The organism is Streptomyces sp. NPDC020597, assembly GCF_044335095.1.
In the GTDB taxonomy this organism is placed as follows: domain Bacteria; phylum Actinomycetota; class Actinomycetes; order Streptomycetales; family Streptomycetaceae; genus Streptomyces.
On sequence record NZ_JBIRUL010000010.1, the window covers coordinates 271269 to 292648 of the forward strand.

General features: G+C 73.7%; 19 protein-coding genes and 2 pseudogenes. 13 read left to right on the forward strand and 8 right to left on the reverse strand.

Annotation, left to right across the window (positions count from 1 at the left end):
- Positions 1-9 precede the first annotated feature (9 nt).
- Positions 10-573 carry an NAD(P)H-dependent oxidoreductase gene (locus ACH4ZA_RS20195; RefSeq protein WP_319194474.1) on the reverse strand — a complete coding sequence of 188 codons (564 nt, stop codon included), beginning with the start codon at positions 571-573 and terminating at the stop codon, positions 10-12.
- A gap of 99 nt (positions 574-672) precedes the next feature.
- On the opposite strand from ACH4ZA_RS20195, the gene ACH4ZA_RS20200 reads away from it, so the two are divergent.
- The 4 genes from ACH4ZA_RS20200 to ACH4ZA_RS20215 all read left to right on the forward strand — a co-directional run bounded on the left by ACH4ZA_RS20200 (position 673) and on the right by ACH4ZA_RS20215 (position 5217).
- A complete protein-coding gene (locus ACH4ZA_RS20200) occupies positions 673-1362 on the forward strand; it encodes a TetR/AcrR family transcriptional regulator (RefSeq protein WP_398430750.1) in 690 nt (229 codons plus the stop codon).
- A 125-nt stretch (positions 1363-1487) separates the two neighbouring features.
- Positions 1488-2537, forward strand: a complete 1050-nt coding sequence (locus ACH4ZA_RS20205; RefSeq protein WP_398430751.1) for a LacI family DNA-binding transcriptional regulator — start codon at positions 1488-1490, stop codon at positions 2535-2537.
- A gap of 25 nt (positions 2538-2562) precedes the next feature.
- Complete coding sequence (locus tag ACH4ZA_RS20210; RefSeq protein WP_398430752.1) at positions 2563-3741, forward strand: 4-hydroxybenzoate 3-monooxygenase; 1179 nt, start codon at positions 2563-2565, stop codon at positions 3739-3741.
- A gap of 39 nt (positions 3742-3780) precedes the next feature.
- Complete coding sequence (locus ACH4ZA_RS20215; protein ID WP_398430753.1) at positions 3781-5217, forward strand: aldehyde dehydrogenase family protein; 1437 nt, start codon at positions 3781-3783, stop codon at positions 5215-5217.
- A gap of 40 nt (positions 5218-5257) precedes the next feature.
- Here ACH4ZA_RS20215 and trxA read toward each other — a convergent pair whose 3' ends face one another.
- On the reverse strand, positions 5258-5662 hold the full coding sequence (trxA, locus tag ACH4ZA_RS20220; protein WP_398430754.1) for a thioredoxin: 405 nt from the start codon (positions 5660-5662) through the stop codon (positions 5258-5260).
- 143 nt (positions 5663-5805) lie between these two features.
- On the opposite strand from trxA, the gene ACH4ZA_RS20225 reads away from it, so the two are divergent.
- Entirely contained in the window at positions 5806-7224 is a 1419-nt protein-coding gene (locus ACH4ZA_RS20225; RefSeq protein WP_398430755.1) for a dihydrolipoyl dehydrogenase family protein, read from the forward strand.
- 1 nt (position 7225) lies between these two features.
- On the opposite strand, the gene ACH4ZA_RS20230 is transcribed toward ACH4ZA_RS20225, so the two are convergent.
- Positions 7226-7870 carry a peptide deformylase gene (locus tag ACH4ZA_RS20230; RefSeq protein WP_398430757.1) on the reverse strand — a complete coding sequence of 215 codons (645 nt, stop codon included), beginning with the start codon at positions 7868-7870 and terminating at the stop codon, positions 7226-7228.
- A 161-nt stretch (positions 7871-8031) separates the two neighbouring features.
- Between ACH4ZA_RS20230 and ACH4ZA_RS20235 the strand changes: the two genes are divergently transcribed.
- Positions 8032-9432: a PepSY-associated TM helix domain-containing protein gene (locus ACH4ZA_RS20235; RefSeq protein ID WP_398430759.1), complete on the forward strand. Its 1401-nt coding sequence runs from the start codon at positions 8032-8034 to the stop codon at positions 9430-9432.
- 107 nt (positions 9433-9539) lie between these two features.
- Here ACH4ZA_RS20235 and ACH4ZA_RS20240 read toward each other — a convergent pair whose 3' ends face one another.
- Together ACH4ZA_RS20240 and ACH4ZA_RS20245 are read right to left on the reverse strand one after the other, a co-directional pair.
- Positions 9540-9911 (reverse strand): tetratricopeptide repeat protein, encoded by a 372-nt coding sequence (locus tag ACH4ZA_RS20240; protein WP_398430760.1) that lies wholly within the window; start codon positions 9909-9911, stop codon positions 9540-9542.
- 152 nt (positions 9912-10063) lie between these two features.
- Positions 10064-10543 carry a MarR family winged helix-turn-helix transcriptional regulator gene (locus ACH4ZA_RS20245; RefSeq protein ID WP_398430761.1) on the reverse strand — a complete coding sequence of 160 codons (480 nt, stop codon included), beginning with the start codon at positions 10541-10543 and terminating at the stop codon, positions 10064-10066.
- Positions 10544-10665: 122 nt separating this feature from the next.
- On the opposite strand from ACH4ZA_RS20245, the gene ACH4ZA_RS20250 reads away from it, so the two are divergent.
- From ACH4ZA_RS20250 to ACH4ZA_RS20270, 5 genes are all read left to right on the forward strand, one after another.
- Complete coding sequence (locus tag ACH4ZA_RS20250; RefSeq protein ID WP_398430763.1) at positions 10666-11421, forward strand: response regulator; 756 nt, start codon at positions 10666-10668, stop codon at positions 11419-11421.
- 47 nt (positions 11422-11468) lie between these two features.
- Positions 11469-13817 (forward strand): hypothetical protein, encoded by a 2349-nt coding sequence (locus ACH4ZA_RS20255; protein WP_398430764.1) that lies wholly within the window; start codon positions 11469-11471, stop codon positions 13815-13817.
- Positions 13818-13936: 119 nt separating this feature from the next.
- Entirely contained in the window at positions 13937-14947 is a 1011-nt protein-coding gene (locus ACH4ZA_RS20260) for a GTPase family protein (RefSeq protein WP_398430767.1), read from the forward strand.
- The gene (locus ACH4ZA_RS20265) at positions 14944-15246 is read left to right on the forward strand and encodes a hypothetical protein (protein WP_398430768.1); all 303 of its coding nucleotides are present in this window, start codon (positions 14944-14946) and stop codon (positions 15244-15246) included. Before ACH4ZA_RS20260 ends, ACH4ZA_RS20265 begins: the two co-directional genes overlap by 4 nt.
- 17 nt (positions 15247-15263) lie before the next feature.
- Positions 15264-15698, forward strand: coding sequence for a hypothetical protein (locus ACH4ZA_RS20270; RefSeq protein WP_398430770.1), 435 nt, complete (start codon positions 15264-15266; stop codon positions 15696-15698).
- A 131-nt stretch (positions 15699-15829) separates the two neighbouring features.
- Here ACH4ZA_RS20270 and ACH4ZA_RS20275 read toward each other — a convergent pair whose 3' ends face one another.
- From ACH4ZA_RS20275 to ACH4ZA_RS20285, 3 genes and pseudogenes are all read right to left on the reverse strand, one after another.
- The gene (locus ACH4ZA_RS20275; RefSeq protein ID WP_398430772.1) at positions 15830-16651 is read right to left on the reverse strand and encodes a hypothetical protein; all 822 of its coding nucleotides are present in this window, start codon (positions 16649-16651) and stop codon (positions 15830-15832) included.
- Positions 16648-18648, reverse strand: coding sequence for an IS200/IS605 family accessory protein TnpB-related protein (locus tag ACH4ZA_RS20280; RefSeq protein WP_398430774.1), 2001 nt, complete (start codon positions 18646-18648; stop codon positions 16648-16650). The genes ACH4ZA_RS20275 and ACH4ZA_RS20280 overlap by 4 nt, the downstream gene beginning before the upstream one ends.
- 259 nt (positions 18649-18907) lie before the next feature.
- Positions 18908-19233 (reverse strand): annotated as a pseudogene (locus ACH4ZA_RS20285) (TraR/DksA family transcriptional regulator).
- 295 nt (positions 19234-19528) lie between these two features.
- Here ACH4ZA_RS20285 and ACH4ZA_RS20290 point away from each other — a divergent pair.
- Together ACH4ZA_RS20290 and ACH4ZA_RS20295 are read left to right on the forward strand one after the other, a co-directional pair.
- The gene (locus ACH4ZA_RS20290; protein ID WP_398430776.1) at positions 19529-20473 is read left to right on the forward strand and encodes a histidine kinase; all 945 of its coding nucleotides are present in this window, start codon (positions 19529-19531) and stop codon (positions 20471-20473) included.
- Positions 20386-21369, forward strand: a pseudogene (locus ACH4ZA_RS20295) (Rieske 2Fe-2S domain-containing protein); the annotation flags it as partial. The gene ACH4ZA_RS20290 and the pseudogene ACH4ZA_RS20295, both read left to right, overlap by 88 nt.
- Between the last annotated feature and the right edge of the window lie 11 nt (positions 21370-21380).

Below are 21380 nucleotides of genomic sequence, written 5' to 3' on the forward strand. Positions count from 1 at the left end.
CGTCGGGCGTCAGGCGGCGGCGGCCTCGCCGGCGTGGCCGTGCAGACGGGCGACGACCTCGGTCAGCTGGGCGGCGACCTCGGCGTCGTCGACCGGGTGGGTCTCGGCGAAGCGGGTCAGCGAGCCCGGGATGGAGAGCTTGAGGTCCTCGATGACCTTGCCGCCGGCGATGCCCACGGCCTTGCGGGCCTCGTCCTGCGCCCACACGCCGCCGAACTGGCCGAACGCGGTGCCGACCACGGCGACCGGCTTGCCGCCGAAGGCGCCGGCGCCGTAGGGACGCGACAGCCAGTCGATGGCGTTCTTCAGGACGGCCGGGATGGTGCCGTTGTACTCGGGGGAGAAGAGCAGGAACGCGTCGGCGGCCAGGGCGGCCTCGCGCAGCCGGGCGGCGGCGGCCGGGACGCTGCCTTCGACGTCGAGGTCCTCGTTGTAGAACGGGATCTCGGCCAGGCCCTCGAACAGGTCGACCTCGGCGCCCTCGGGAGCGACCTTGACGGCCGCCTCGGCGAGCTGGCGGTTGGTCGAGCCGGCGCGAAGGCTGCCGACGAGCGCGAGGATGCGGACAGACATGGGTACTCCCAGAGGCTGAAACACTGCGGCAATAATCCGGACCGGGGTCCGTTTATGTTTCTAGCACCCTAACCGGACCGCGGTCCAGTTTCATTCCCGATGCTTTACGCTGACGTCATGTCCGCCGTACTGCCCCCCTGCCCCGAGCCCTCGGAGAGCGCCGCCGAGCCGGAGCTGCTGCAACTCGGTCCGGCGGGCGACGAGCCGTGTCTGCGCGCCGACGCGGCCCGCAACCGGGCCAGGCTGCTGGACGCCGCCGCCCGTCTGATCGCCGAGCACGGCGCGGCCGGGGTCACGATGGAGGCGGTGGCGAGCGCGGCGCACGTCGGCAAGGGGACCGTCTTCCGCCGCTTCGGCGACCGCACGGGTCTGCTGAACGCCCTGCTGGACCACTCGGAGAAGCAGTTCCAGGCGGCCTTTCTGAGCGGCGCCCCGCCGCTGGGGCCGGGCGCGCCGCCGGTGGAGCGGCTGCGGGCGTTCGGTCTGGCGCTCCTCGCCCGTTCCGTCGACCAGCTGGATCTGCAGCTCGCGGCGGAGCCGGGGCCGGACCGCCGGCACTCGGTCCCGGTGCGCCGGGTGCATCACCATCACCTGGCGGTGCTGCTGCGGCAGGCGCTGCCCGACGCGGACGGCGAACTCCTCGCGCACACGCTGATGGGGTACCTCAACCCCGTCCTCGTCCACCATCTCACCCGGCAGTGCGGCATGCCGCCGGAGCGTCTGGAGGCGGGCTGGAACGACCTGGTCGACCGGGTCACGGGGGAGCCCCGCCGAGCGCACGCCGGGTGACGTGCCCCGGCGCGCCGTGACGCGACGCCCCGCGGCCCTTCGCGGACTCGCCGTGAGCATGATCGCTGACGGATCATCGGATTCGGCGTCCCCCGCCCGGGACCCGGCGCACGGCTTCTGCCAAGATGCGGTACGTCATGGTGCAGATACCGAACACGCCCGCGCCGACGATGTCGCCGGCGCCCCGCCCCGTGCCCACGAGCGCAGACGTGGCCCGCCTGGCCGGCGTCTCGCGCGCGACCGTCTCCTACGTCCTGAACAACACCAACGCCGTACGCATCAGCGAGCCCACCCGCCGCCGGGTCCGCGAGGCCGCGAAGGAACTCGGGTACGTGCCGCACGCGGCCGCCCGCACGCTGCGCGCCGGGCACAGCCGGATGGTTCTGATGCCCACCCTGCCGGTGCCGGCGGGGCCGCTCTACAGCCGGTTCGTGCACGACTTCCAGGGTGCGATGAGCCGCCTCGACTACACGGTCGTCCAGTACGGCGCGAGCGGCCTGAGCGGTGACGACGCCGCCCGCGCGTGGGCCGAGCTGAGACCCGTCGCCGTGCTGGTGCCCGGCACCGGCATCGGACCCGAAGGGGTGGCGATCCTCAAGCGGTCCGGCGCCCGGGCCGTGGTGACCCTCAGCCCCGGCGCCGTCGAGGGCGCCCACGCGATGCTCCTGGACCAGGCCGAGGTCGGCCGGGGCGCCGCCGGGCACCTGTACGCCCGCGGACGCCGCCGGATCGGGGTGGTGGTCCCCGAGGAGCGCGGCATGGAGATGTTCTCCGCGCCCCGGCTCACCGGCGCCCGCGAGGCCCTTCAGGGCGTGGACGCCACCGTCACCGAGCTGCCGCTCGCCTACGCGGAGGAGGACGCGAACGCCCTCGCCGCGCGCTGGCGCGGCCTCGGCCTCGACGCCGTGTTCGCCTACAACGACGAGTACGCCATGCTGCTGCTGCGTGCCCTGCGCGACGCCGGCCTGCGCGTTCCCGAGGACGTGGCGGTCATCGGAGCCGACGACCTGCTGCTCGGCCGGCTGCTGCGGCCCAGGCTCAGCACCGTGCGGATCGCGCTGCCCTCCGGCCGTGACCTCGCCTCACTGGTGGACCGCGCGGTCCGCAACCCCGCGGCCGCTCCCGAGTCGCACGCGTTGTTCTCGGTCACCGTGGTGCAGCGCGACTCCAGCTGAACTACCGTCCAGGTGGAGGCATGCCATGCGCACCACGGTCGGCATCATCGGCGGCGGCCCCGCGGGGCTGCTGCTGGCCCGTCTGCTGCACCGGGCGGGAATCGCCTGTGTCGTGCTGGAGAGCAGGACGCGCGCCCACGCGGAGGGGCGCCAGCGCGCCGGAATGCTGGAGCAGGGCACGGTCGACGCGCTGCGCGCGGCCGGAGCCGCCGACCGGCTCGACGTCGAGGGCCTGGTGCACCACGGGATCGAGCTGCGCTTCGACGGCGAACGCCATCGCCTCGACTTCCCCGCCCTCACCGGTGGCCGCACGGTCACGATCTACGCCCAGACGGAGATCGTGAAGGATCTCATCGCTCTCCAACTGGCCGACGGACCACCCCTGTTGTTCGAGGCGGAGGCGCTCGCCGTCGAGCATCCGCAGAGCGGGGCGCCGGTCGTGCGGTTCCGGCACGAAGGCCTGGAACGCACCCTGCACTGCGCGTGGGTGGCGGGCTGCGACGGTTCGCACGGTGTCGCCCGGAACGCCTTTCCGGCGGCCGCGGGCCGCGCGTACGCCCACGACTACCCGTACTCCTGGCTCGGCGTCACCGCCGAAGTGCCGCCCTCCTGCCATGAGTTGATCTACGCGCGCCACGCACGCGGCTTCGCCCTGCACAGCATGCGCTCGCCGCGGGTCTCCCGGCTCTATCTCCAGGTCCCCCGCGGCACGAGCGTGCGGGACTGGCCCGACGAGCGCATCTGGGACGAACTCGCCGCGCGGTTCGCCGTCGACGCCGACTGGACGCTGTGTCCCGGCCCGATCACCGCCAGGTCCGTGACGGACATGCGCAGTCTCGTCCGCGAACCGATGCGGCACGGCCGGCTGGTGCTCGCCGGGGACGCCGCCCACATCGTCCCGCCCACCGGCGCCAAGGGACTCAACCTCGCCGTCTCCGACGTCCGGATCCTGGCCAGGGCCTTCGTCGAACTGCACGCCCAGGGGTCCACACGACTCCTGGACGGGTACTCGGACCTGTGCCTGCGCCGTGTGTGGCAGGCCACCCGATTCTCCTACGACATGACTAGGATGTTGCACGCTCAACCAGATGGGGATGCGTTCGACCACCGGATGCAGCTCGCCCGGCTGCGCCGGATCACCGCATCCCGCCACGCGGCCGCCGAACTGGCGGCGAACTACACGGGACTTCCGCTCTCCCCGTGAGAGCGACGAAGCCCGCGGGTCACCGATCGGAGAGCCCCCATGCCGTTGCTCGACCCCACCAACTGGCAGCCCCGCACCTTGTCGGGTCCCCGGTACACCGTCACCGAGCCCGCCACCGGCGAGCAGCTGGGCACCGTCGTCCTGGCGGCGGGCGCGGACGTCGCGCCGGCCGCGGAGGCGGCCCGCGCCGCGCAGACCGAGTGGGCCCGCGTCCCGCACTTCGTCCGCGCCGGAGTGCTCCGCCGGGCGGGCGACCTCTTCGCCGCGCACGCCGACGAGCTGCGCGAGTGGATCGTCCGTGAGTCGGGCTCCATCGCGGGCAAGGCCGACTTCGAACTGCACGTCGCGGCCCAGGAGTGCTACGAGGCAGCCGCCCTCGCCTCCCGCCCGGCCGGCCAGGTCCTGCCCAGCGAGGCGCCCCGGCTGTCGTACACCCGGCGGGTCCCCGTCGGCGTCGTGGGCGTGATCTCCCCCTTCAACGCCCCGCTGATCCTGTCGATCCGCTCCGTCGCGCCCGCCCTCGCGCTCGGCAACGCCGTCGTCCTCAAGCCGGACCCGCGCACCGCCGTCTGCGGCGGGCTGGCGCTCGCCGCGGTGTTCGCGGAGGCGGGCCTGCCCGAGGGCCTGCTGCACATCCTCCCGGGCGGCGCGGAGACCGGCGAGGCCCTGGTCGCCGACCCGCGCGTGCCGGTGATCTCGTTCACCGGCTCCACTGCGGCCGGCCGGGCCGTGGGCGAGGCGGCCGGACGCCACCTCAAGCGCGCGCACCTCGAGCTCGGCGGCAACTCCGCCCTGATCGTGCTGGAGGACGCAGACCTCGACGCGGTGATCTCCACGGCGGCCTGGGGCTCGTTCTTCCACCAGGGCCAGATCTGCATGACCACCGGCCGTCACCTGGTGCACGCCTCCCTCTACGAGGAGTACGTGGAACGTCTCGCGGCGAAGGCGGACGCGCTCGCCGTCGGCGACCCGCACCGCGCGCAGGTGCACCTCGGCCCGCTCATCGACGACGGCCAACTCGCCAAGGTGCACGGCCTGGTGGAGGCCAGCACGGCAGCCGGGGCGAAGCTCGCCGCGGGCGGCACGCACCAGGACCGCTTCTACCGGCCGACCGTCCTCGCGGGCGTCGGCGACGACACCCCCGCCTACGCGGAGGAGGTCTTCGGCCCGGTGGCCCCCGTGCGCCCCTTCAGCACGCCGGACGAGGCGGCGGCACTGGCCGCGCGCAGCTCCTACGGGCTCTCGCTCGGCATCGTCACCCGTGACGCCGCCCGCGGCCTCGACCTGGCCGAGCGCGTTCCGACCGGCATCGTGCACATCAACGACCAGACCGTGAACGACGAGGCCGTGGCGCCCTTCGGCGGGGTGGCCGCCTCGGGCACCGGCGCCCGGTTCGGCGGCGAGGCCAACCTGGAGGCGTTCACCGACGTCCGATGGACGACGGTGCGCGCCGACGTGGCGCCCTACCCGTTCTAGGACGCCGCGCAGGAATGCGCAGACCCCGCCGCCCGGACGGTCACTCGCCCCGGGCGGCCGGGGACTCGCCCGCCTCCGCCTTCGCCCGCTGCTCCTCGATCGACCTGCGCACCTCGTCCATGTCCAGCCGCCGCGCCTGTCCGATGACGTCCGTCAGGGCGGCCTCGGGCAGCGCGCCCGGCTCGGCGTACACGGCGACCCGGTCGCGCACGATCATCAGCGTCGGGATCGACTGGATGCCGAAGGCCTGCGCCAGCTCCGGCTGGGCCTCGGTGTCCACCTTGCCGAACACCAGGTCGGGGTTCTCCTCGGCCGCCTTGTCGTAGACCGGGGCGAACTGACGGCACGGCCCGCACCAGGACGCCCAGAAGTCGATCAGGACGAAGTCGTTCTCGGTGACCGTCTGGTCGAAGTTCTCCTTGGTGAGCTCCACGGTGCTGCTCATGACCTGATTCCTTCTTCCCGGAGTTCCCGTCGGGTGCGTCCCGACACGGGGTGAAGCCGCCCGTCACAACACGGGCGGCCGGACGCGTATTCCGCGCCCCTACCCCTGTGGCCACCCCGCACACCACCCACCAGACTGACCCCATGACGGAAACGGAAACCAACGCTTACGACGTCGTGGTGCTCGGGGCCGGGCCCGTGGGGGAGAACGTCGCCGACCGCACCCGCGCGGCCGGTCTCACCACTGCGGTCGTGGAGAGCGAACTCGTCGGCGGCGAGTGCTCGTACTGGGCCTGCATGCCCAGCAAGGCCCTGTTGCGCCCGGTCATCGCCCGCGCCGACGCCCGCCGGCTGCCCGGCCTGCGTCAGGCCGTGCAGGGCCCCCTCGACGCGGAAGCGGTGCTCGCCCGCCGCAACTGGTACACCGGCGACTGGACGGACGACGGCCAGGCCGACTGGCTCAAGAACATCGGCGCGGACCTCCACCGCGGCCACGGCAGACTGACCGGCCCCCGCACGGTGACGGTGGGAAACACCGTGCTCACGGCCCGCCACGCGGTGGTCGTCGCCACAGGCACCCGCGCCGCCCTGCCCGACCTGCCCGGCCTCGCCGAGGTGCGCCCCTGGACGAGCCGGGAGGCCACCGCCGCCCAGGCCGCGCCCGGCCGGCTCGTCGTGGTCGGCGGGGGAGTCGTCGCCACCGAGATGGCCACCGCCTGGCAGGCCCTCGGCTCGCAGGTCACCCTCCTGGTGCGGGGCAAGTCCCTGCTCGACCGCATGGAGCCGTTCGCCGGCGCGCTCGTCGCCGAGGCGCTGACCGAGGCCGGCGCGGACGTGCGCACCGGCGTCTCGGTGGCGTCCGTGACCCGCACGGACGGGGTCGTCGTGGTCGTCACCGACACCGGGGAGCGCATCGAGGCCGACGAGATCCTCTTCGCCGTCGGCCGTGCCCCGCGCACCGACGACATCGGCCTCGAGACGGTCGGCCTGGAGCCCGGCTCCTGGCTCGGCGTCGACGACAGCCTGCTGGTCACCGGCACCGACTGGCTCTACGGGGTGGGCGACGTCAACCACCGTGCCCTCCTCACCCACCAGGGCAAGTACCAGGCCCGGATCGCGGGCGCGGCCATCGCCGCCCGCGCCGCCGGAGCGTCCCCGGCGCAGAACGACCCGTGGGGCGTCCACTCCGCCACCGCCGACCACGAGTGCGTCCCGCAGGTGGTGTTCACCGACCCCGAGGCGGCCTCGGTCGGCCTGTCGCTCGCGGAGGCCGAACGGGCCGGACACCGGGTACGGGCCGTCGACGTCGACATGTCGTCGGTGGCGGGAGCCGGGCTGTACGCCGAGGGCTACCGGGGCCGCGCCCGGATGGTCGTCGACCTGGAGCGGGAGATCCTGCGCGGCGTCACCTTCGTCGGTCCCGGCGTCGGCGAGCTGATCCACTCCGCGACCGTCGCCGTCGTCGGCCAGGTGCCGATCGCCCGCCTCTGGCACGCCGTCCCGTCCTACCCCACGATCAGCGAGGTGTGGCTGCGCCTGCTGGAGGCGTACCGGGACAACTGACCTACGGCAGAGGGAAGTGCAGCGCCCGCGCCGCCTCGGCCGGGGTCGGCTGCGCCCACCGCTCCAGGACCGTCCGGTCGGCGGCCAGCGAGCGCGGCTCGGCCCGGTCGAGGTACAGCAGGCCGTCGAGGTGGTCCGTCTCGTGCTGGACGATCCGGGCGGGCCAGCCGCCGACCACCTCGTCCAGCGGCCTGCCGTGCTCGTCCTCGCCGGTCAGCCGGACCTCGGCGGGCCGGGCCACGACCGCCTGGTAGCCCGGCACGCTCAGACAGCCCTCGAAGAACGCGGCCCGTGCCGAACCCACCGGCTCGTAGGCCGGGTTGACCAGCACCCGGAACGGCTGGGGCACCCTGCCGCGGGCCTGCCGCACCTCCTCCGGCACCGTCGCCGGATCCTCGACGACCGCGATCCGCAGTCCCACGCCGACCTGCGGCGCCGCGAGACCGACGCCGGGCGCCGCGTGCATCGTGCGGCGCAGCGCCTCGACGAACCGGGCCAGCAGCACCGGGTCGAGCTGGCCGTCGTAACGCGCAGTGCCCGCCCGCAGAACGGGGTCTCCGGCCATGACGAGGGGCAACGGGCCGCCGGGCGCGAGGAGTTCCTCGATCCGTTCGGCAAGGGGCGGGAGGGGACGGGGAGATGCCATCGAGCCAGCATGCCACGGCCGGCGAGTGTGATGCAGGTCACTTGAAGTGGCGGGAACTCGGAGGCGGAGTCCCCCGACTACCGGAGCGCACGGGCTGAGAACAGCCCCGTCCCGCTCCGATCCACGCCCCGTTCGCTCACCCGTCCCCGGAGAAGCCGCCGATGTCCACCGCTCCCTCCCTCGCCGCGGAAGAGGCCCCGCAGCCGGCGGCCCCCGAGCCGCAGACCCGCGGCCCGTGGGCCGCGCTGCGCCCCCTGGTCCTGCGTCTGCACTTCTACGCCGGCGTGTTCGTGGCGCCGTTCCTGCTGGTCGCCGCCGTCACCGGGCTTCTGTACGCCGCCTCGTTCCAGGCCGAGAAGCTCATGTACGCACACGAGACGACCGTGCCCGTCGGCGACGCGAAGCTGCCGATTTCCCAGCAGGTCGACGCCGCCCGCAGGGCCCACCCGGAGGGGACGGTCTCGGCGGTGCGCCCCTCGCCCGAGGACGACGCCTCCACCCGCGTGATGCTGTCCGGCGTCGAGGGGGTCGGCGCGACACACACCCTCGCGGTCTTCGTCGACCCGTACACGGGCGAGGTGCGCGGTGCGCTGGAGCAGTACGGCTCCACGGGCGCGCTGCCGCTGCGCACCTGGATCGACGAGTTCCACCGCGATCTGCACCTCGGTGAGAACGGCCGCCTCTACAGCGAACTCGCCGCGAGCTGGCTGTGGGTGATCGCGGCCGGCGGAGTCGCGCTGTGGTTCTCCCGCCGGCGCGCACAGCGCAAGGTCCGCGGGGTCACCGGACGGCGGCGCACACTCGGGCTGCACGGCGCCGTCGGCGTCTGGGCCGCGGCCGGCTTCTTCTTCCTGTCCGCGACCGGTCTGACCTGGTCGGCCTACGCGGGCGCCAACATCGACGAGCTGCGCACCTCGCTCGGCCAGGCCACCCCGTCGGTGTCGGCGGCCGCGGGCGGCGGCGATCACGCCGGCCACGACGCGGCCTCCAAGGCCGGCGGGAGCGGCGAACACGGCGTGGGTCTGGACAGGATCCTGGCCGCCGCGCGCGCCGAGGGTCTCGGTGACCCGGTCGAGATCGTCCCGCCGGCCGATGCCTCGTCCGCCTACGTCGTCAAGCAGGTGCAGCGCAGCTGGCCCGAGAAGCAGGACGCGGTCGCGGTGGACCCGGCCTCCGGGAAGGTCACCGACACCGTGCGGTTCGCCGACTACCCGCTGCTGGCCAAGCTGACCCGGTACGGGATCGACCTGCACACCGGCGTCCTCTTCGGTCTGGTCAACCAGATCGCGCTGATGCTCCTCGCGCTCGCTCTGATCCTGCTGATCGTGTGGGGCTACCGGATGTGGTGGCAGCGCGGCCGGGGCAACGCCTTCGGCCGGCCGATCCCGCGCGGCGCCTGGGCGCAGGTGCCCCCGTACGTCCTGGTCCCGCTGATGGCGCTGGTCGCGGTGGTCGGCTACTTCGTCCCGCTCCTCGGCATCCCGCTGGCTGGGTTCCTCGTGGTGGACGTCGTCCTCGGCGAGATCGCGCACCGGCGCAAGCGGCGGGCGGTCGCCGCCTGACTCGCCGCGGACGACCTATGCGGCCCGGCGGTGACCGGTCGTCACCGCCGGGCCGCTCGCCGTCGGGCCGTCCTGGACGTGACGGTCCTGGTGCGACCGCCCGGCCGTCAGTCCTGCGGGAAGTCGCCCGTGAGCGCCGAGGCGATCCGCAGGTGCCCTCCGGCCTCCGCGTGCCGGCCCTGCCGCTCGAGGGTGCGGCCCAGCATCAGCCGGGCGTAGTGCTCGACCGGGTCGCGTTCGACGATGACGCGCAACTCGGTCTCGGCGCGGTGCAGTTGGGCCGAGTGGTAGTAGGCGCGGGCCAGCAGCAGGCGCGGACCGGTCTGCTCCGGCGTCTCCTCGACCAGGCCGGCCAGCACCCGGGCCGCGGCGCTGTACTCCCGGGCCCCGAAGAACAGTTGCGCCCGCTCCCAGCGTTCGGCCGGAGTCCCGTGGGAGTAGTACTCCTCGGTCCCGCCGTGTGCCCTCTCGTACTTCATGTCCACTGCTGACCTCCTTCGAGGCCGTCAACCGGACCGTGTAGTTGAATATTCCACTACACCGGGCGGCGGCCGCCGCCCGGCGACGCGGTGGCTGCGGTGCAGGTGGCGGCCGTGACGGCCGCGGCGGCCGTGCCGCGGCCTGCTGCGCGTCACGACGGCTCCGGCCGGCTTTCGCCGGGCCCGAGCGGGACGTCGAGGAGGGTCGTCAGCTCCGCCGTGAACGCCCGCGTCCGGTCGCCGTCCAGACCGCCGAGCGGCTCCAGCAGCCGCTCCAGCAGTCCCTGCACGACCGTGATCGCCCGCACTGTGACGTCCCGCCCCCGTCCGGTGAGGGACAGCTGCACGGCACGGGGGTCGCGCGGGTCCCGGACGCGTTCGATCAGCCCGGCGGACTCCAGGGCGCGGGCGAGCTTGGAGACGTAGAGCGGCTCCAGGCCGGTGTGGTCGGCGAGCCTGCGCTGGCTGGGGCGTTCGCCGTCGCGCTGCATTCCGTACAGCGACGCGACCAACGAGTACTGCGCGTGGGTGAGTTCGAGCGGGGCCAGCGCCCGGTCGACCGCCACACGCCACTTCGTCGACAGCCGCCACACCAGGTAGCCGGGCGTAGCCCCTTCGGAACCCTTGCTCATGCGCGTTACTTTACATGGCTACTATGCCTGGCCCCCGCGATCGTCCTCCTGATCGTCTTCGTGATCGGCTCCGTGGTCCTCCCCGTGGCCGTCCGCACGGCCTACGATGCGCACAGGGAGACGTGACGTCGCGCACGGGGCCCGCCGGGACGGACGACGCGGGGCGGGGTGGTGTCATGGGGCCGGACACGACGGGCGGCGACGGCGACGTCATCAAGGTCGCCGCCGTGGACGACCATCCCGTCCTCCTCGACGGCATCGCGGCCCACTTCGCCCGTCACGGCCCCGACATCCGGCTCGTCGCGACGGCCGAGGACGTCGGCGCCCTGCTCGACGCGCAGACCGGCGACGACGTGGCCTCCGTCGTCCTGCTCGACCTGCGGCTGCGCGACGGCAGCGACATCGCCTCCAACGTCCGCCGGCTGCGGGCAGCCGGGGCGCGGGTGCTGGTGTTCACCGGCGAGCAGCGTCCCGCCCTGGTGCGCCGGGCGCTCGACCAAGGAGCCCTGGGCCTGGTGCTGAAGGAGGATCCGCCGGACCGACTCGTACAGGCCATCCGCACGGTCGACACCGGAGAGATGTACGTGTCCAGCCGTCTCGCCCACTCGATCGTGAACGATCCGCGCGGCAGGGTCCGGCTCTCCGCACGGCAGGTGCAGGTGCTCGAACTCATCGCCAGGGGCCTGCCCTACACGGACATCGCGCGCATGCTGCACATCGACGAGGACACCGTGCACACCCACCGCAAACGGGCCGTCGACGCCTACGCGAAGGCGGCCGACGAACGGGTGGGAGGCACCGGAGGACTCGTCTACCGGGCTGTGGCCGACGGCCACATCGACATCGGCCCGGACCTGCCCGAACAGGCCCGTCCCTGACACCGGGGTCCTACCGGCACGGCGTCGAGCACGGGCTGTCGCGCGCGGTGGCCGCCCTGTCGACCCTGTTCGCCGTCAACTGGGCGGTGCTCCTGCTCTCAGGAGGTCCGGAGCGCGAGCCGGACGTCCGCGCCGTGGCCGTGGTGTTCCTCGGACAGGGCGCGGTGACGGCCGTGCGGGGGGCGCGTGTGACGCTGTCCCGTGCGGACAGCCGCGTCGCCGTCGCTCTGGCGCTCCTCGGACAGGCGGCGCTCGCCGTGGGCGGCGCCTCCCGCGTCGTGATCGGACAGCGATGTCTGCTGGCGGCTCCCGCCGTGTTGCTCGCCGCCGTGCTGCTGCCCCGCGGAGCCAGACGCTGTGCCTTCTTCGCGGCGATCGGCGCGCAGGTCGCCACCTCATGGTCCGTGGACGGTCCCGCAGGGGCCGTGGAGGGAGTCTGGCCGCTGGTGGCGACGGCGGTGGCCGGCGACGTGCTCGTCCCGCTGATGCGCCAGGCCGGCGACCGGGCCGACCGGGCGCAACGTCGGGCACGGGCGGTGAGGGCGGCGGCAGGCAGGGCGGAAGGCCGGCGCGAGGCACACAGGCATTTCCAGGGGATGCTGCACGACGAGGTCAGCACGGCCCTGCAGGCCATCGGCATGCCCTGGGTCCCGGCGCCCCGGCTGCGGGAGGCGGCCTCCGGCGCCCTGGCCGCGCTCGCCGCGGCTCCGGCCGCGCCGGGCCACGGCGGCCGCAGGGATCTGGCGGCCGACGTGCGCGCGCTGCGGCCGCCCGCGGGAACGGTGCTGACGGTCGACGCCCCCGGCGTTCTCCCGGTCCCGCCGCAGGTGGCCGGAGCGACGATGACAGCGGCTCGTGAGGCACTGCGCAACATCGAGAGACACGCCGCGGCCGGTGCCGTCCGCATACGGCTCCGGTGTGGCGACGCATCGACTCGTCCGGAAACGGAAGCCGAAGCGGATACGGATACGGATACGGAAACAGAAGCGGGGTCGGCGCCCGGGGAATCGAAGCCGGAGAGGCCGGAGTCGGAGGGGCCGGAGTCGGAGGGCGGCGAGGGTTTCACGCTGAGCATCACGGACGACGGCACGGGCTTCGCCGCCGCGGAACTCGCCGCCTCTTCGGTGGGGTTACGGCGCCGGGTGCTCCGCGAGATGGAGGAGGTCCACGGACGCGCCGAGGTCCACAGCGCCCCCGGCCGAGGAACGACCGTGCACCTGCGGTGGCGTCCCCCGGTCGCCGCACCGGCGGCTGACGCCGAACAGGCGGCCCCGGTGGCAGGGGCCGCCCAGGACACGCTCGGCAGGATGCGGGCCGCGGTCGGGGACGTGCGGCGTCCGCTGGCCGCCGTCTGTCTGCCCTTCCTCACCGTCATGGGCCTCGTCGCCGTGCTCCACACCTCCCTGACCCCGGGGACCGCGCCCCTGCTGATCTGGTACGCGCTGCTCGCGGCGCTCACCGTGGGCCTCCTGCTGCGGGCGGACTCGCGGATCGCGGGCCCGGTCGCAGCCCTGGCCTGCGCGTTCGCCGTCGCCGGGGCGCTCGGCAGCTTCCTCGTGCTGCCCTTGACCGCCCTCAAGGACTACGCGTCCTGGCCGATCGGCGCCGTGACGCCGTTGCTGACCCTGCTGGTGATCGTCCGCCCGGCCTGGGAGGCGGTGACGGCGCTGGCGCTGGAGCAGGCCGGCCTCGTCGCCCTGGTCGCCGTCGGCCCGCCGATCGCCTCCTCCGCCGGGGAGACCGTCGCCATCGTGCTGCCCGCCGTCTTCGCGCCCGCGCTCGGCGTCGTCGCGGGCCTCGCCATCGGGCGGACGGTGGCCCGGCTGGGCGGGGCGACGGCGCGTGCGGAGGCCGACCGCTCGGCCGTGCTGGCCACCGAGGCGGCCCGGCAGGCCCGTGAGGAGTCGCACCGCAGCCGGCTGGCCGACCTCGGTGAGGAGATTCTGCCGTTCCTCGCGGCCGTCGGCGCCGGGCGGTGCGACCCCGAGGACCCGGGCGTCCGGGATCGGGCCCGGCTGCTCGCGAGCGCGGTGCGGGACGAGATCCAGCTCCCCGGCGTGTTCGACCGCACCGTACGCGCCCTGCTGAGCGCGGCCCGCCGCGCGGACTGTGCCGTCGTCATCCAGTCGGACTCCGACGACCCGCATCCGCCGGCGTTCCTGCGCCTGCTGCTGACCACCGCTCTGGCCCACGGCCCGACGCCGTACGAGGTCACCCTCACCCTGAGCACGACCGCGGCGCGGACCGTGTGCGCCTCCCTGGTCGTCCTGCCGGGCGACGAGCAGCGGGCGCACGCCCTGCGCGAGGCTCTCGCCGCGACCGCGGCCTGCGCCGACGCACAGGTCGTGAACTCCGCCACCTCCACGTGGGCCGAGGCGAGCGTGCGCGCACCCTGACCGCGCGGGCCCGAGCCGCCGCTGCTGTCCCCGCCGGCGGGGACAGACAGGACACGCCGTGGCCGCGAGCATCGAGGAAGGCCGGGGCACGGGGCTCAGGCCTTCACGAGGGGACGGCCATGTCCGGATCCATTCGCGACCGCCTGCGGCGGTTCACCACGTCGGTCGAGCAGGCCGACGGTCTCTCACCCGCCCAGAGGGCGGCGATTCTCCAGGGGTACGAGGACGCGCTCGGCAGTGAGGCGCCGCCCCGGCTGGTCCTCATCGGGGAAGCCGGGGTCGGCAAGTCCACGACCGTCAACGCGCTGTTCAACGCCGGGCAGGAGGTGGGCCACAGCAAGGCGACCACCGACCGCGCCTGGACGATCCCGGTACGGGAGGTCAGCGGGAGCAACGGCACCCTCGAGGTCGTCGACATGCCGGGCCTCGGCGACGACGTCGCCAACTACCGCCCCTACCTGGACCTCTACGGCGAGATCCTGCCCACCGCGGACGCCGTCGTGTGGATCCACCCGGCGGAGGACCGCATGATGCACCTCGTGCAGCAGGCGCTGGCCGACCTCTTCGGACCCCGCCCGGAGCTCGTCGGCAGGCTGGTCTTCGGACTCAACAAGGCCGACGAGATCGGCCCGCACGACTGGAACACCCGCGCGAACCTGCCCTCGGAGCTCCAGCGCGCCGCGCTGCGGGAGCGGGAGGCGGAGTTCACGGCGAGCATCACCCGGGTGCTGCCGGCCTGGCGGGGGCGTGCGGTGTCGTACGCGGCGCGTCAGTTCTACAACCTGACGGCCCTGTTCAAGGAGATGATGTACGCGGTGCCCGAAGAGCGCCGGTGGGTCCTGGAACAGCGGATGGACCTCGCGGACTTCACCGCCCTGGTGGACGGCAAGCTGCTGAGGGCGGCCACGGCGACCACGCTGGCCGAGATCCCGGCGGCCGGTCCGCAGCCTCGTCCGCCCGCCCCGCCGCAGTCGGCGCAGGACACGCGTGAGCAGCCGGGACCCCGCCCGCCGCGGTCCGTCGCCGATGCGCTGAACGGCCTCTCGGACGCCCAGTGGCGGGAGTTGCACGCCGACCGGGCCCGGTTCGAGGAGTTCGTCCGGCGTGTGGAGCGGGGGGACGGCCGATGAACGCCGAGCCCGGGACGGGGAAGGACCTCGACGCGCTGGTGGAGGCCCTGCGCGTGGTCATGCGCGAACAGGAGGAGAACCTGCGGGAGATCGGCCGGTTGTCGGAGGTCTCCTTCCGGCTCTGGCTGGGCAGCGTGGCCGACCGGCTTGCGACGGCCGCCGGCGTCTCGCTGGCCCGAGTTCACGCCCTCCTCGGTGACCTGGCCTCGATCGCGGCCAACGCCGTCACGGCGGGCCGACGCGCCTACCGGGACGAGTTGCGCAGGGCGCGCCGCATCCCGCGCACCCCGACCGGCTGACGGAAGGTCAGAAAGTCATGGCTTGGGTCGAGTTCGCCTTTCCCGCCTGTCCGGCATGCGCGCGCTCCTGGGCCGTCAGCCGCCATCGCGACTGCCCGGCGAAGGGGCGGGGCGCAGGCGACGACGGCGGTCTGGACGTCGATCCCGATCTGTCCCGGGTGCGGTGCACCGGCTGCCGGCGGACCTGGGACGTGTGGGAGACGCGCTTCCACTGCGCCTGCGGGCGCCGGTTCGAGGCGCCCGAGGTGGAGGAGGCGGTACGGGAGATCATCCGGGTGGCCGCGCTGCTGGCACGGGTGCTGGCCCAGCAGGCGCAGGATCTGGCCGAGATCCGCCGTGCCGGCGAGGCGTCGTTCCGCGCGTGGACGAGCCGCTTCACCGTCGCCGTCGCGCGCACGCTCGGGGCGATGGCGGGCCGCCTCGTGGGCAGCCTGCTGCGGGCCCTTTTCTGAAGGGAGGCGAGCCCCCTCGCGAAGGGGGACGGGGGCGGCGGCACCGCAAGGGGAGGCGGGGCAGGGCGCGAGCAGGAGCGGCGCCCGTTCGCCCCGCGGTCGGTCCGGTCCCCGCGGGCGGCTGAGGCGGGTCAGCGGCGCCCTTCCACGTCCGTGACGCCCCTGACGGAGGGATGGGCGTGGGCGGCTCGCAGGAGGGTCGCGGCGCCGCGCACCGCGGCCGTGTGGGGCGCGGGGACGGGCCGGACCGGCGCGTGCAGCCGGTCGGTGAGGCGGTACGCGAGGTCGGGGCGCAGCGCGCCCCCGCCGGCGAGGAGCGCGCCCCGCCGAAGAGCCTCGCGTGTCTGGGAGGTGCGGTCCTGGTCCAGCATCGCCGCCACCATGGCCGCGACCGCCTCGGCGATCCGCGAGGGCGGGGTGAGACGGTCCAGGTCGCTGGTGCCGAGCGCGGTGTGGCGGGCGTCGGTCACCGCGCCGTCGGTGAGGAGGGTGACCTCACTCAGATGGGCGCCGATGTCCACGACCAGCAGCGGGCGGGCCGGATCGGCGTCCGCGGCCACGGCGATGGCGCGCGCGGCGGGAACGGTCAGGAACGCACGGGGCCGCAGGACCTCGACCGCGGTGCGGGCCTCGGTCCGGTAGGCCATGCCGCCCAGCACGGGCGTGACCACGATGACCAGCGGGCGGCCGAAGCGGGGCAGACGGTGGCCGAGCAGCCGGTCGAGCATCCGGGCGGCCCCGGGGGTGTCGACGATGGCGCCGCGCCGGACGGGGTACGTGGCGCCCGCGGCGGGGAAGCCGACCGTGGGCACGTCGACGATCATCCGCCCGCCGGAGGAGCAGGCACGGGTGCGGGCGCTGCCCAGGTCGAGCGCGATGCCCCAGCACTGCCGGCGCCGGGGCCACGAGCGGCGCCGGGCGGGCAGGGGGCCGGAGACGGGCACGGGGTTCACCGTCCGGCCTCCCCGACGTGCCGGCACCGGGTGCAGCAGCGGGCCTGCGGCACGATCATCAGGTGCTCCCGGGCGATCGGCTCCCGGCACCGCCCGCAGACGCCGTAACGGCCCTCGTCCATCCGCGCGAGGGCGGCTTCCACGTCGGTGAGGACCATGCGGGCGGAGGCGGCGAGCTTCACGCGGACCTCGATCTGGGAGACGGCCCGCCGGTCGAGGACCGCGTCCGTGCGGGTGGCGGCGGGGGAGGAGAGCTGTTGCAGCTGCTCCCGGCGGAAGAGGCGCTGCTCGTGCAGGTTCTCGCGCAGCGCGGCGAGGTCCTCGACGGACAGGGTCGTCGGGTCGCGGTCGTCGACGATCTGGTGGTGCACCGAATCACCGTTCCTAAACACACTTAGCGGAAGTGAGTCGTGTTGCCAGGACTCATGCTCAGCCGGATGCCCCGAACGGTGTTGGGCGTCCTGGTCTCCCGCGTTCGCTCCGCATCCGGCGCGCACGGATCGTGTCCGTGGTCCGGGGATGCGGGGGCGGTTTCCCTCACGCCCCGGGCTACCCGGTCCGGCCTGGACGGTCCGATGCCCCTGCTCATCACTCCGGTGAGCAGGGGGCGGTGCCGTCCGTCGCCGGATCGAATGCCCCAGGGCGCGCCTTCCGATCGCCACGGCGGCCGCGTCGTGGCGGGTGGTCTTCCTGGTTGTGGTGGTGAGGGGTTTCTGCCAGTGCTGGGCACCCCACTTGGACGTGTAGGCGGGGTCGACTGCGATGACAGGGATGCCGAGTTCGGCCGCCATGGACACCAGCCGGGCCCGAAGCCTCGCCACCGGCATCCCGGAAATCAGCTTGCGGAACCTCTTGCGGCGGCCGTGCTTCTCGCGGGTCTTCTCCGCACTGAAGTCGAGATCCTCCACCGCGACCGCGAGTCCGTGGCGTTTGGCGAAGTGCAGCAGCCGGATCAGCGCGTGACGGACCTGCGCGTCGCGGTGGTCGGCGGTGCCGGTCAGGTCGTAGCCGAAGCGGAGCGGTTGGCCGACGGGGTTGCCGTGTGCGTCGAGACGCCAGGCAGCGAGGTGGTCGGCGTTGGTGTCGACACCCACCATGCCGTTCGCGCGGGCCGTGGCCAGGGGCACGGTCCGGGCCGGCGGGATGGTCCAGGAGGCGGTCACATACCAGCGGCCCCTCGCGGTGTCTTCGTGAATGCGGTAGGCGACGGCCCGGTTCGCCGCCACACGGTCACGCCACTGCTCGCACCGGTGCGGGAAGCGCACGCGGGCGGAGAGCACGTACCGGCTGTGCGGGGCGTTCGCCAGGTGCGCCAGCGCAGCCGGAAGCTTCAGGCTCACTTCACCGTCGGGACTGACGCGGATGGTCTCGTTGCCGAACCGCTTCCCCGACTCGCCATCAGCCCGCAGGAAGCGGCGCTCGGCCTGCCATCGCCTGCGCCACTGCTCCTCGCTGAGCTGCGCCGCGTCCAGGTGGTGGCGGGTGTTCAGCAGCCGCTTCCCGCCCCGCACCACGCGCACGCGTCCGGCTTGCCAGTCCGCCCGCGCAGCCTCCAGCCGGCCGGCGAGGACGTGCAGACGGCGGGCCTTGGCATGCCACTCCCGCTTGCTGCGGTAGCCGCCCGCAGCGCGCTTGCTGCTCTTCTCCCCGACCGGCAGGGACAGCCGGTGGGCGATGGTGCGCACACCCGCCTCCAGGCTCTGAATGTGCGCGAGCTGCCCGCGCCGGGCCAGCGCCCACTGATCGTGGCTGGCCTTCGTCACCGACCCCGCCCAACGAGAGGAGGACTTCACCGTGAGGGCGCGCTTGCGCTCGGCCCACCGCTCACCGTCGTGGTCCAGCCCGTCCGCGCAACGCACTCTCAGATCACGGGAGGCCAGTGCGCCCAGATGGTCGCCGACGAGGCGAAGGACCTCCTCGTCCCCGGCCACCAGATGCCTGAGCCGGTCACGGACCGCCACACCCGACGGGCCCAGGGCGACGAACGGTGCCGCCATCTCCCGCACCCCGCCCATCCCGCCACCCCCACCCGCAAACCGAGGATCTTTCCATCGGATCCAACGACCACCACGGGCAAAGGTCACGCATTCGACGGACGAACACCCACACCCGTCCGAGGCACCCGTACGCCCCGACCGAGACACTCACTCACTCACGCGAGAACACGCTCCTGCACAGTCAGCAAAAGGCAGTTCCCAACCCCTTGGGCAGGGCAGGGCGGGAGAGGGAGGACGAGACGGGCGGGGCCCCGTCAGGTCAGACGGCGTCGCGCTGACAGGGGACGCAGAAGCGGGTGTACGGCAGGATCTCCAGGCGCTCGACGGGGATGGGCCCGGAGCAGCCCCGGCAGACGCCGTAACTGCCGTCCCGGACGCGGACGAACGCGGCCTCGACCTCGGCGAGCACCCGGCGGACCGTGTCCTTCTGCGCGGCCATCCCTGTTCCGCCGTGCCGGCTCCGGCCTCGTCGATGGCCTTCAGCTGGGCGTGGCGGGAGGCGCGTTCGTGTTCGAGGCGCTGGCGGGCCTCGTGGGCCGTCAGCCGTTCGGGACAGGCGGCGGTCCGGGGCGTGTCGAGCGACATCACGGTTCCTTCTTTCGGCGGGCGGTTCGGGTCGGGGCCGCTCGCAGCCGACCGGCCGCGGCCGAGGTCGCGGGTGGCGGTTCCTGTCTCCACGGTGGCCGCGCCGCCGCCGAAATCCCATCGGGCGCGATACCCATTCCGGGGCCGTCCCGTGCCCCATCACGATGGGTGCGCCGGATGGCGGAAATGGGCATCGGAGCCCATCGACGACGGCGCGGGCAGGGGGGAAGCTGGTCAGGACCCGCGTGGAGACACGGCCGTCTCCCGGAGCACAGCAGAGGAAGGCGTCGTCCCGGTGTCCCTGTTCTGGCGGATCTTCGCGCTCAACGCGGTGGTGCTCGGCAGTGCCACCGCGCTGCTGCTGTGGGCTCCGGTGACCGTCTCCGTGCCGGTGGTGCTGACCGAGGCGGTCATCCTCGTGGCAGGCCTGGCCGTCATGCTGGTCGCCAACGCCGCCCTGCTGCGGATCGGCCTCGCCCCGCTCGACCGGCTCACCCGGCTGATGGCCACCGTCGACCTGCTGCGCCCCGGCCAGCGGCTGCCCGAACGCGGCCGCCTCGAGACCGCCGAACTGATCCGTGCCTTCAACGCCATGCTCGAGCGACTCGAGCACGAAAGGGCGTCCAGCAGCGCCCGCGTCCTGCTCGCGCAGGAGGCGGAGCGACGCCGCATCGCCCAGGAACTGCACGACGAGGTGGGCCAGAGCATGACCGCGATCCTGCTGGCGCTGGAGCGGACCGCAGACGACGCGGACGAGCCCCTACGCGGTGAACTGCGGCAGATGCAGGAGATCACCCGGGGAAGCCTGGACGAGGTCGGCGTCTCGTGCGCTGGCTGCACTCCCCGCGGCGGCGCGGCACGCTCGGCCGTCCGGGTGGTGGCCTGCGGGGGCCGTGAGGCCTCGGCGCCGGGGTGGGACGTATGGCCTCTGAGCGTCGGTGGACGGGCCCCGCCCCCGAGTGCCGGCCGGCGCGCGGACAAGGAAGGGACAAGGCAATCGAGACTGAATCCGCGAGCGGTCCGTACCCGGCGCCCGAGCACGGGAACGGGGCGGTCCCCGACCTCCGGCGCCGCGGGATCGACCCGGACTTCTGGTATCCGGTGGCGGTGTCCCGGAGCGTGGCGAGGAAGAAGACGTTCGCCGCCCGGTTCGCGGGGGAGCGGATCGCGCTGTACCGCGGCGAGGCCGGCACGGTCTTCGCCCTGGAGGACCGGTGCGCCCACCGTCAGGTGCCCCTGAGCATGGGGGTGGTGGAGGGCGACGCGCTGCGCTGCTGCTATCACGCCTGGGCCTACCGCGGGAACGGCCGCATCTCGCAGATCCCGTATCTGCCCAAGGGCGTGGGCCGGCCGCCGCGCGGCGTGCGCGCCTATCCCGTCCGGGAAGCCTACGGCCTCGTCTTCGTCTTTCCCGGCGACCCCGGGAAGGCCGCCGTGACGCCCCTGCCGGACCTGCCCGAGTTCGGTTCGGCCCGGCACAGGACCATGACGTTCTCGCGCACCGTGCGGTGCCACTACTCGTTCATGCACGAGAACCTGCTCGACATGAACCACCAGTTCCTGCACCGGGGCGTGCTCGGCAGGATCCAGCCACGGCTGCTGGGGTTCGACACGGGTCCGGACTTCGTGGAGGCGCGGTATCTGTTCGTCCCCGCGGGCGGGAGGAAGGACCGGGGCGCGGGTCTGCTGTCCGCCGAGGGCCTGAATGGCGGTTCGTCGCCGGACGTCGTCACCGTGCGCACCCAGTACCCGTACCAGACGCTGCGAGCGGTCCCGGAGAAGGCCGAGCTCCCCGCGTTCTCCCTGTGGGCCGCCTATGTGCCGCAGGACGCCGAACAACGCGTCAACCACACCTTCGGACTACTCATGATCGCGAAGCCGCCGATCCCCGGGGCCCTGCACGTCGCCTGGCCGTTCATCAGGCGGTTCACCGAACGGGTGTTCGCGGAGGACCGAATGGCCGTGGAGGCCGAGCAGCAGGCCTGGGACGAACAGGGCGAGGACCGCAACCAGGAGGTCTTCCCGCTGATCCTGCACGTCCGCGAGGTGTTGCGGAACAACGGAGTCCCCCTCCGTCCCACCGCGCCCAGGGCCGGCTCCGGCCCGTGCGGAGGCGGCGCGCCGTGCACGCCCTGACGCCGGGGCGG

Bases quoted from the DNA above. Each gene is read 5' to 3' on its own strand.
- ACH4ZA_RS20195 (WP_319194474.1), bottom strand. From the start codon at position 573: ATGTCTGTCCGCATCCTCGCGCTCGTCGGCAGCCTTCGCGCCGGCTCG.
- ACH4ZA_RS20200 (WP_398430750.1), top strand. From the start codon at position 673: ATGCTTTACGCTGACGTCATGTCCGCCGTACTGCCCCCCTGCCCCGAG.
- ACH4ZA_RS20205 (WP_398430751.1), top strand. From the start codon at position 1,488: ATGCGGTACGTCATGGTGCAGATACCGAACACGCCCGCGCCGACGATG.
- ACH4ZA_RS20210 (WP_398430752.1), top strand. From the start codon at position 2,563: ATGCGCACCACGGTCGGCATCATCGGCGGCGGCCCCGCGGGGCTGCTG.
- ACH4ZA_RS20215 (WP_398430753.1), top strand. From the start codon at position 3,781: ATGCCGTTGCTCGACCCCACCAACTGGCAGCCCCGCACCTTGTCGGGT.
- trxA (WP_398430754.1), bottom strand. From the start codon at position 5,662: ATGAGCAGCACCGTGGAGCTCACCAAGGAGAACTTCGACCAGACGGTC.
- ACH4ZA_RS20225 (WP_398430755.1), top strand. From the start codon at position 5,806: ATGACGGAAACGGAAACCAACGCTTACGACGTCGTGGTGCTCGGGGCC.
- ACH4ZA_RS20230 (WP_398430757.1), bottom strand. From the start codon at position 7,870: ATGGCATCTCCCCGTCCCCTCCCGCCCCTTGCCGAACGGATCGAGGAA.
- ACH4ZA_RS20235 (WP_398430759.1), top strand. From the start codon at position 8,032: ATGTCCACCGCTCCCTCCCTCGCCGCGGAAGAGGCCCCGCAGCCGGCG.
- ACH4ZA_RS20240 (WP_398430760.1), bottom strand. From the start codon at position 9,911: ATGAAGTACGAGAGGGCACACGGCGGGACCGAGGAGTACTACTCCCAC.
- ACH4ZA_RS20245 (WP_398430761.1), bottom strand. From the start codon at position 10,543: ATGAGCAAGGGTTCCGAAGGGGCTACGCCCGGCTACCTGGTGTGGCGG.
- ACH4ZA_RS20260 (WP_398430767.1), top strand. From the start codon at position 13,937: ATGTCCGGATCCATTCGCGACCGCCTGCGGCGGTTCACCACGTCGGTC.
- ACH4ZA_RS20265 (WP_398430768.1), top strand. From the start codon at position 14,944: ATGAACGCCGAGCCCGGGACGGGGAAGGACCTCGACGCGCTGGTGGAG.
- ACH4ZA_RS20270 (WP_398430770.1), top strand. From the start codon at position 15,264: ATGGCTTGGGTCGAGTTCGCCTTTCCCGCCTGTCCGGCATGCGCGCGC.
- ACH4ZA_RS20280 (WP_398430774.1), bottom strand. From the start codon at position 18,648: ATGGCGGCACCGTTCGTCGCCCTGGGCCCGTCGGGTGTGGCGGTCCGT.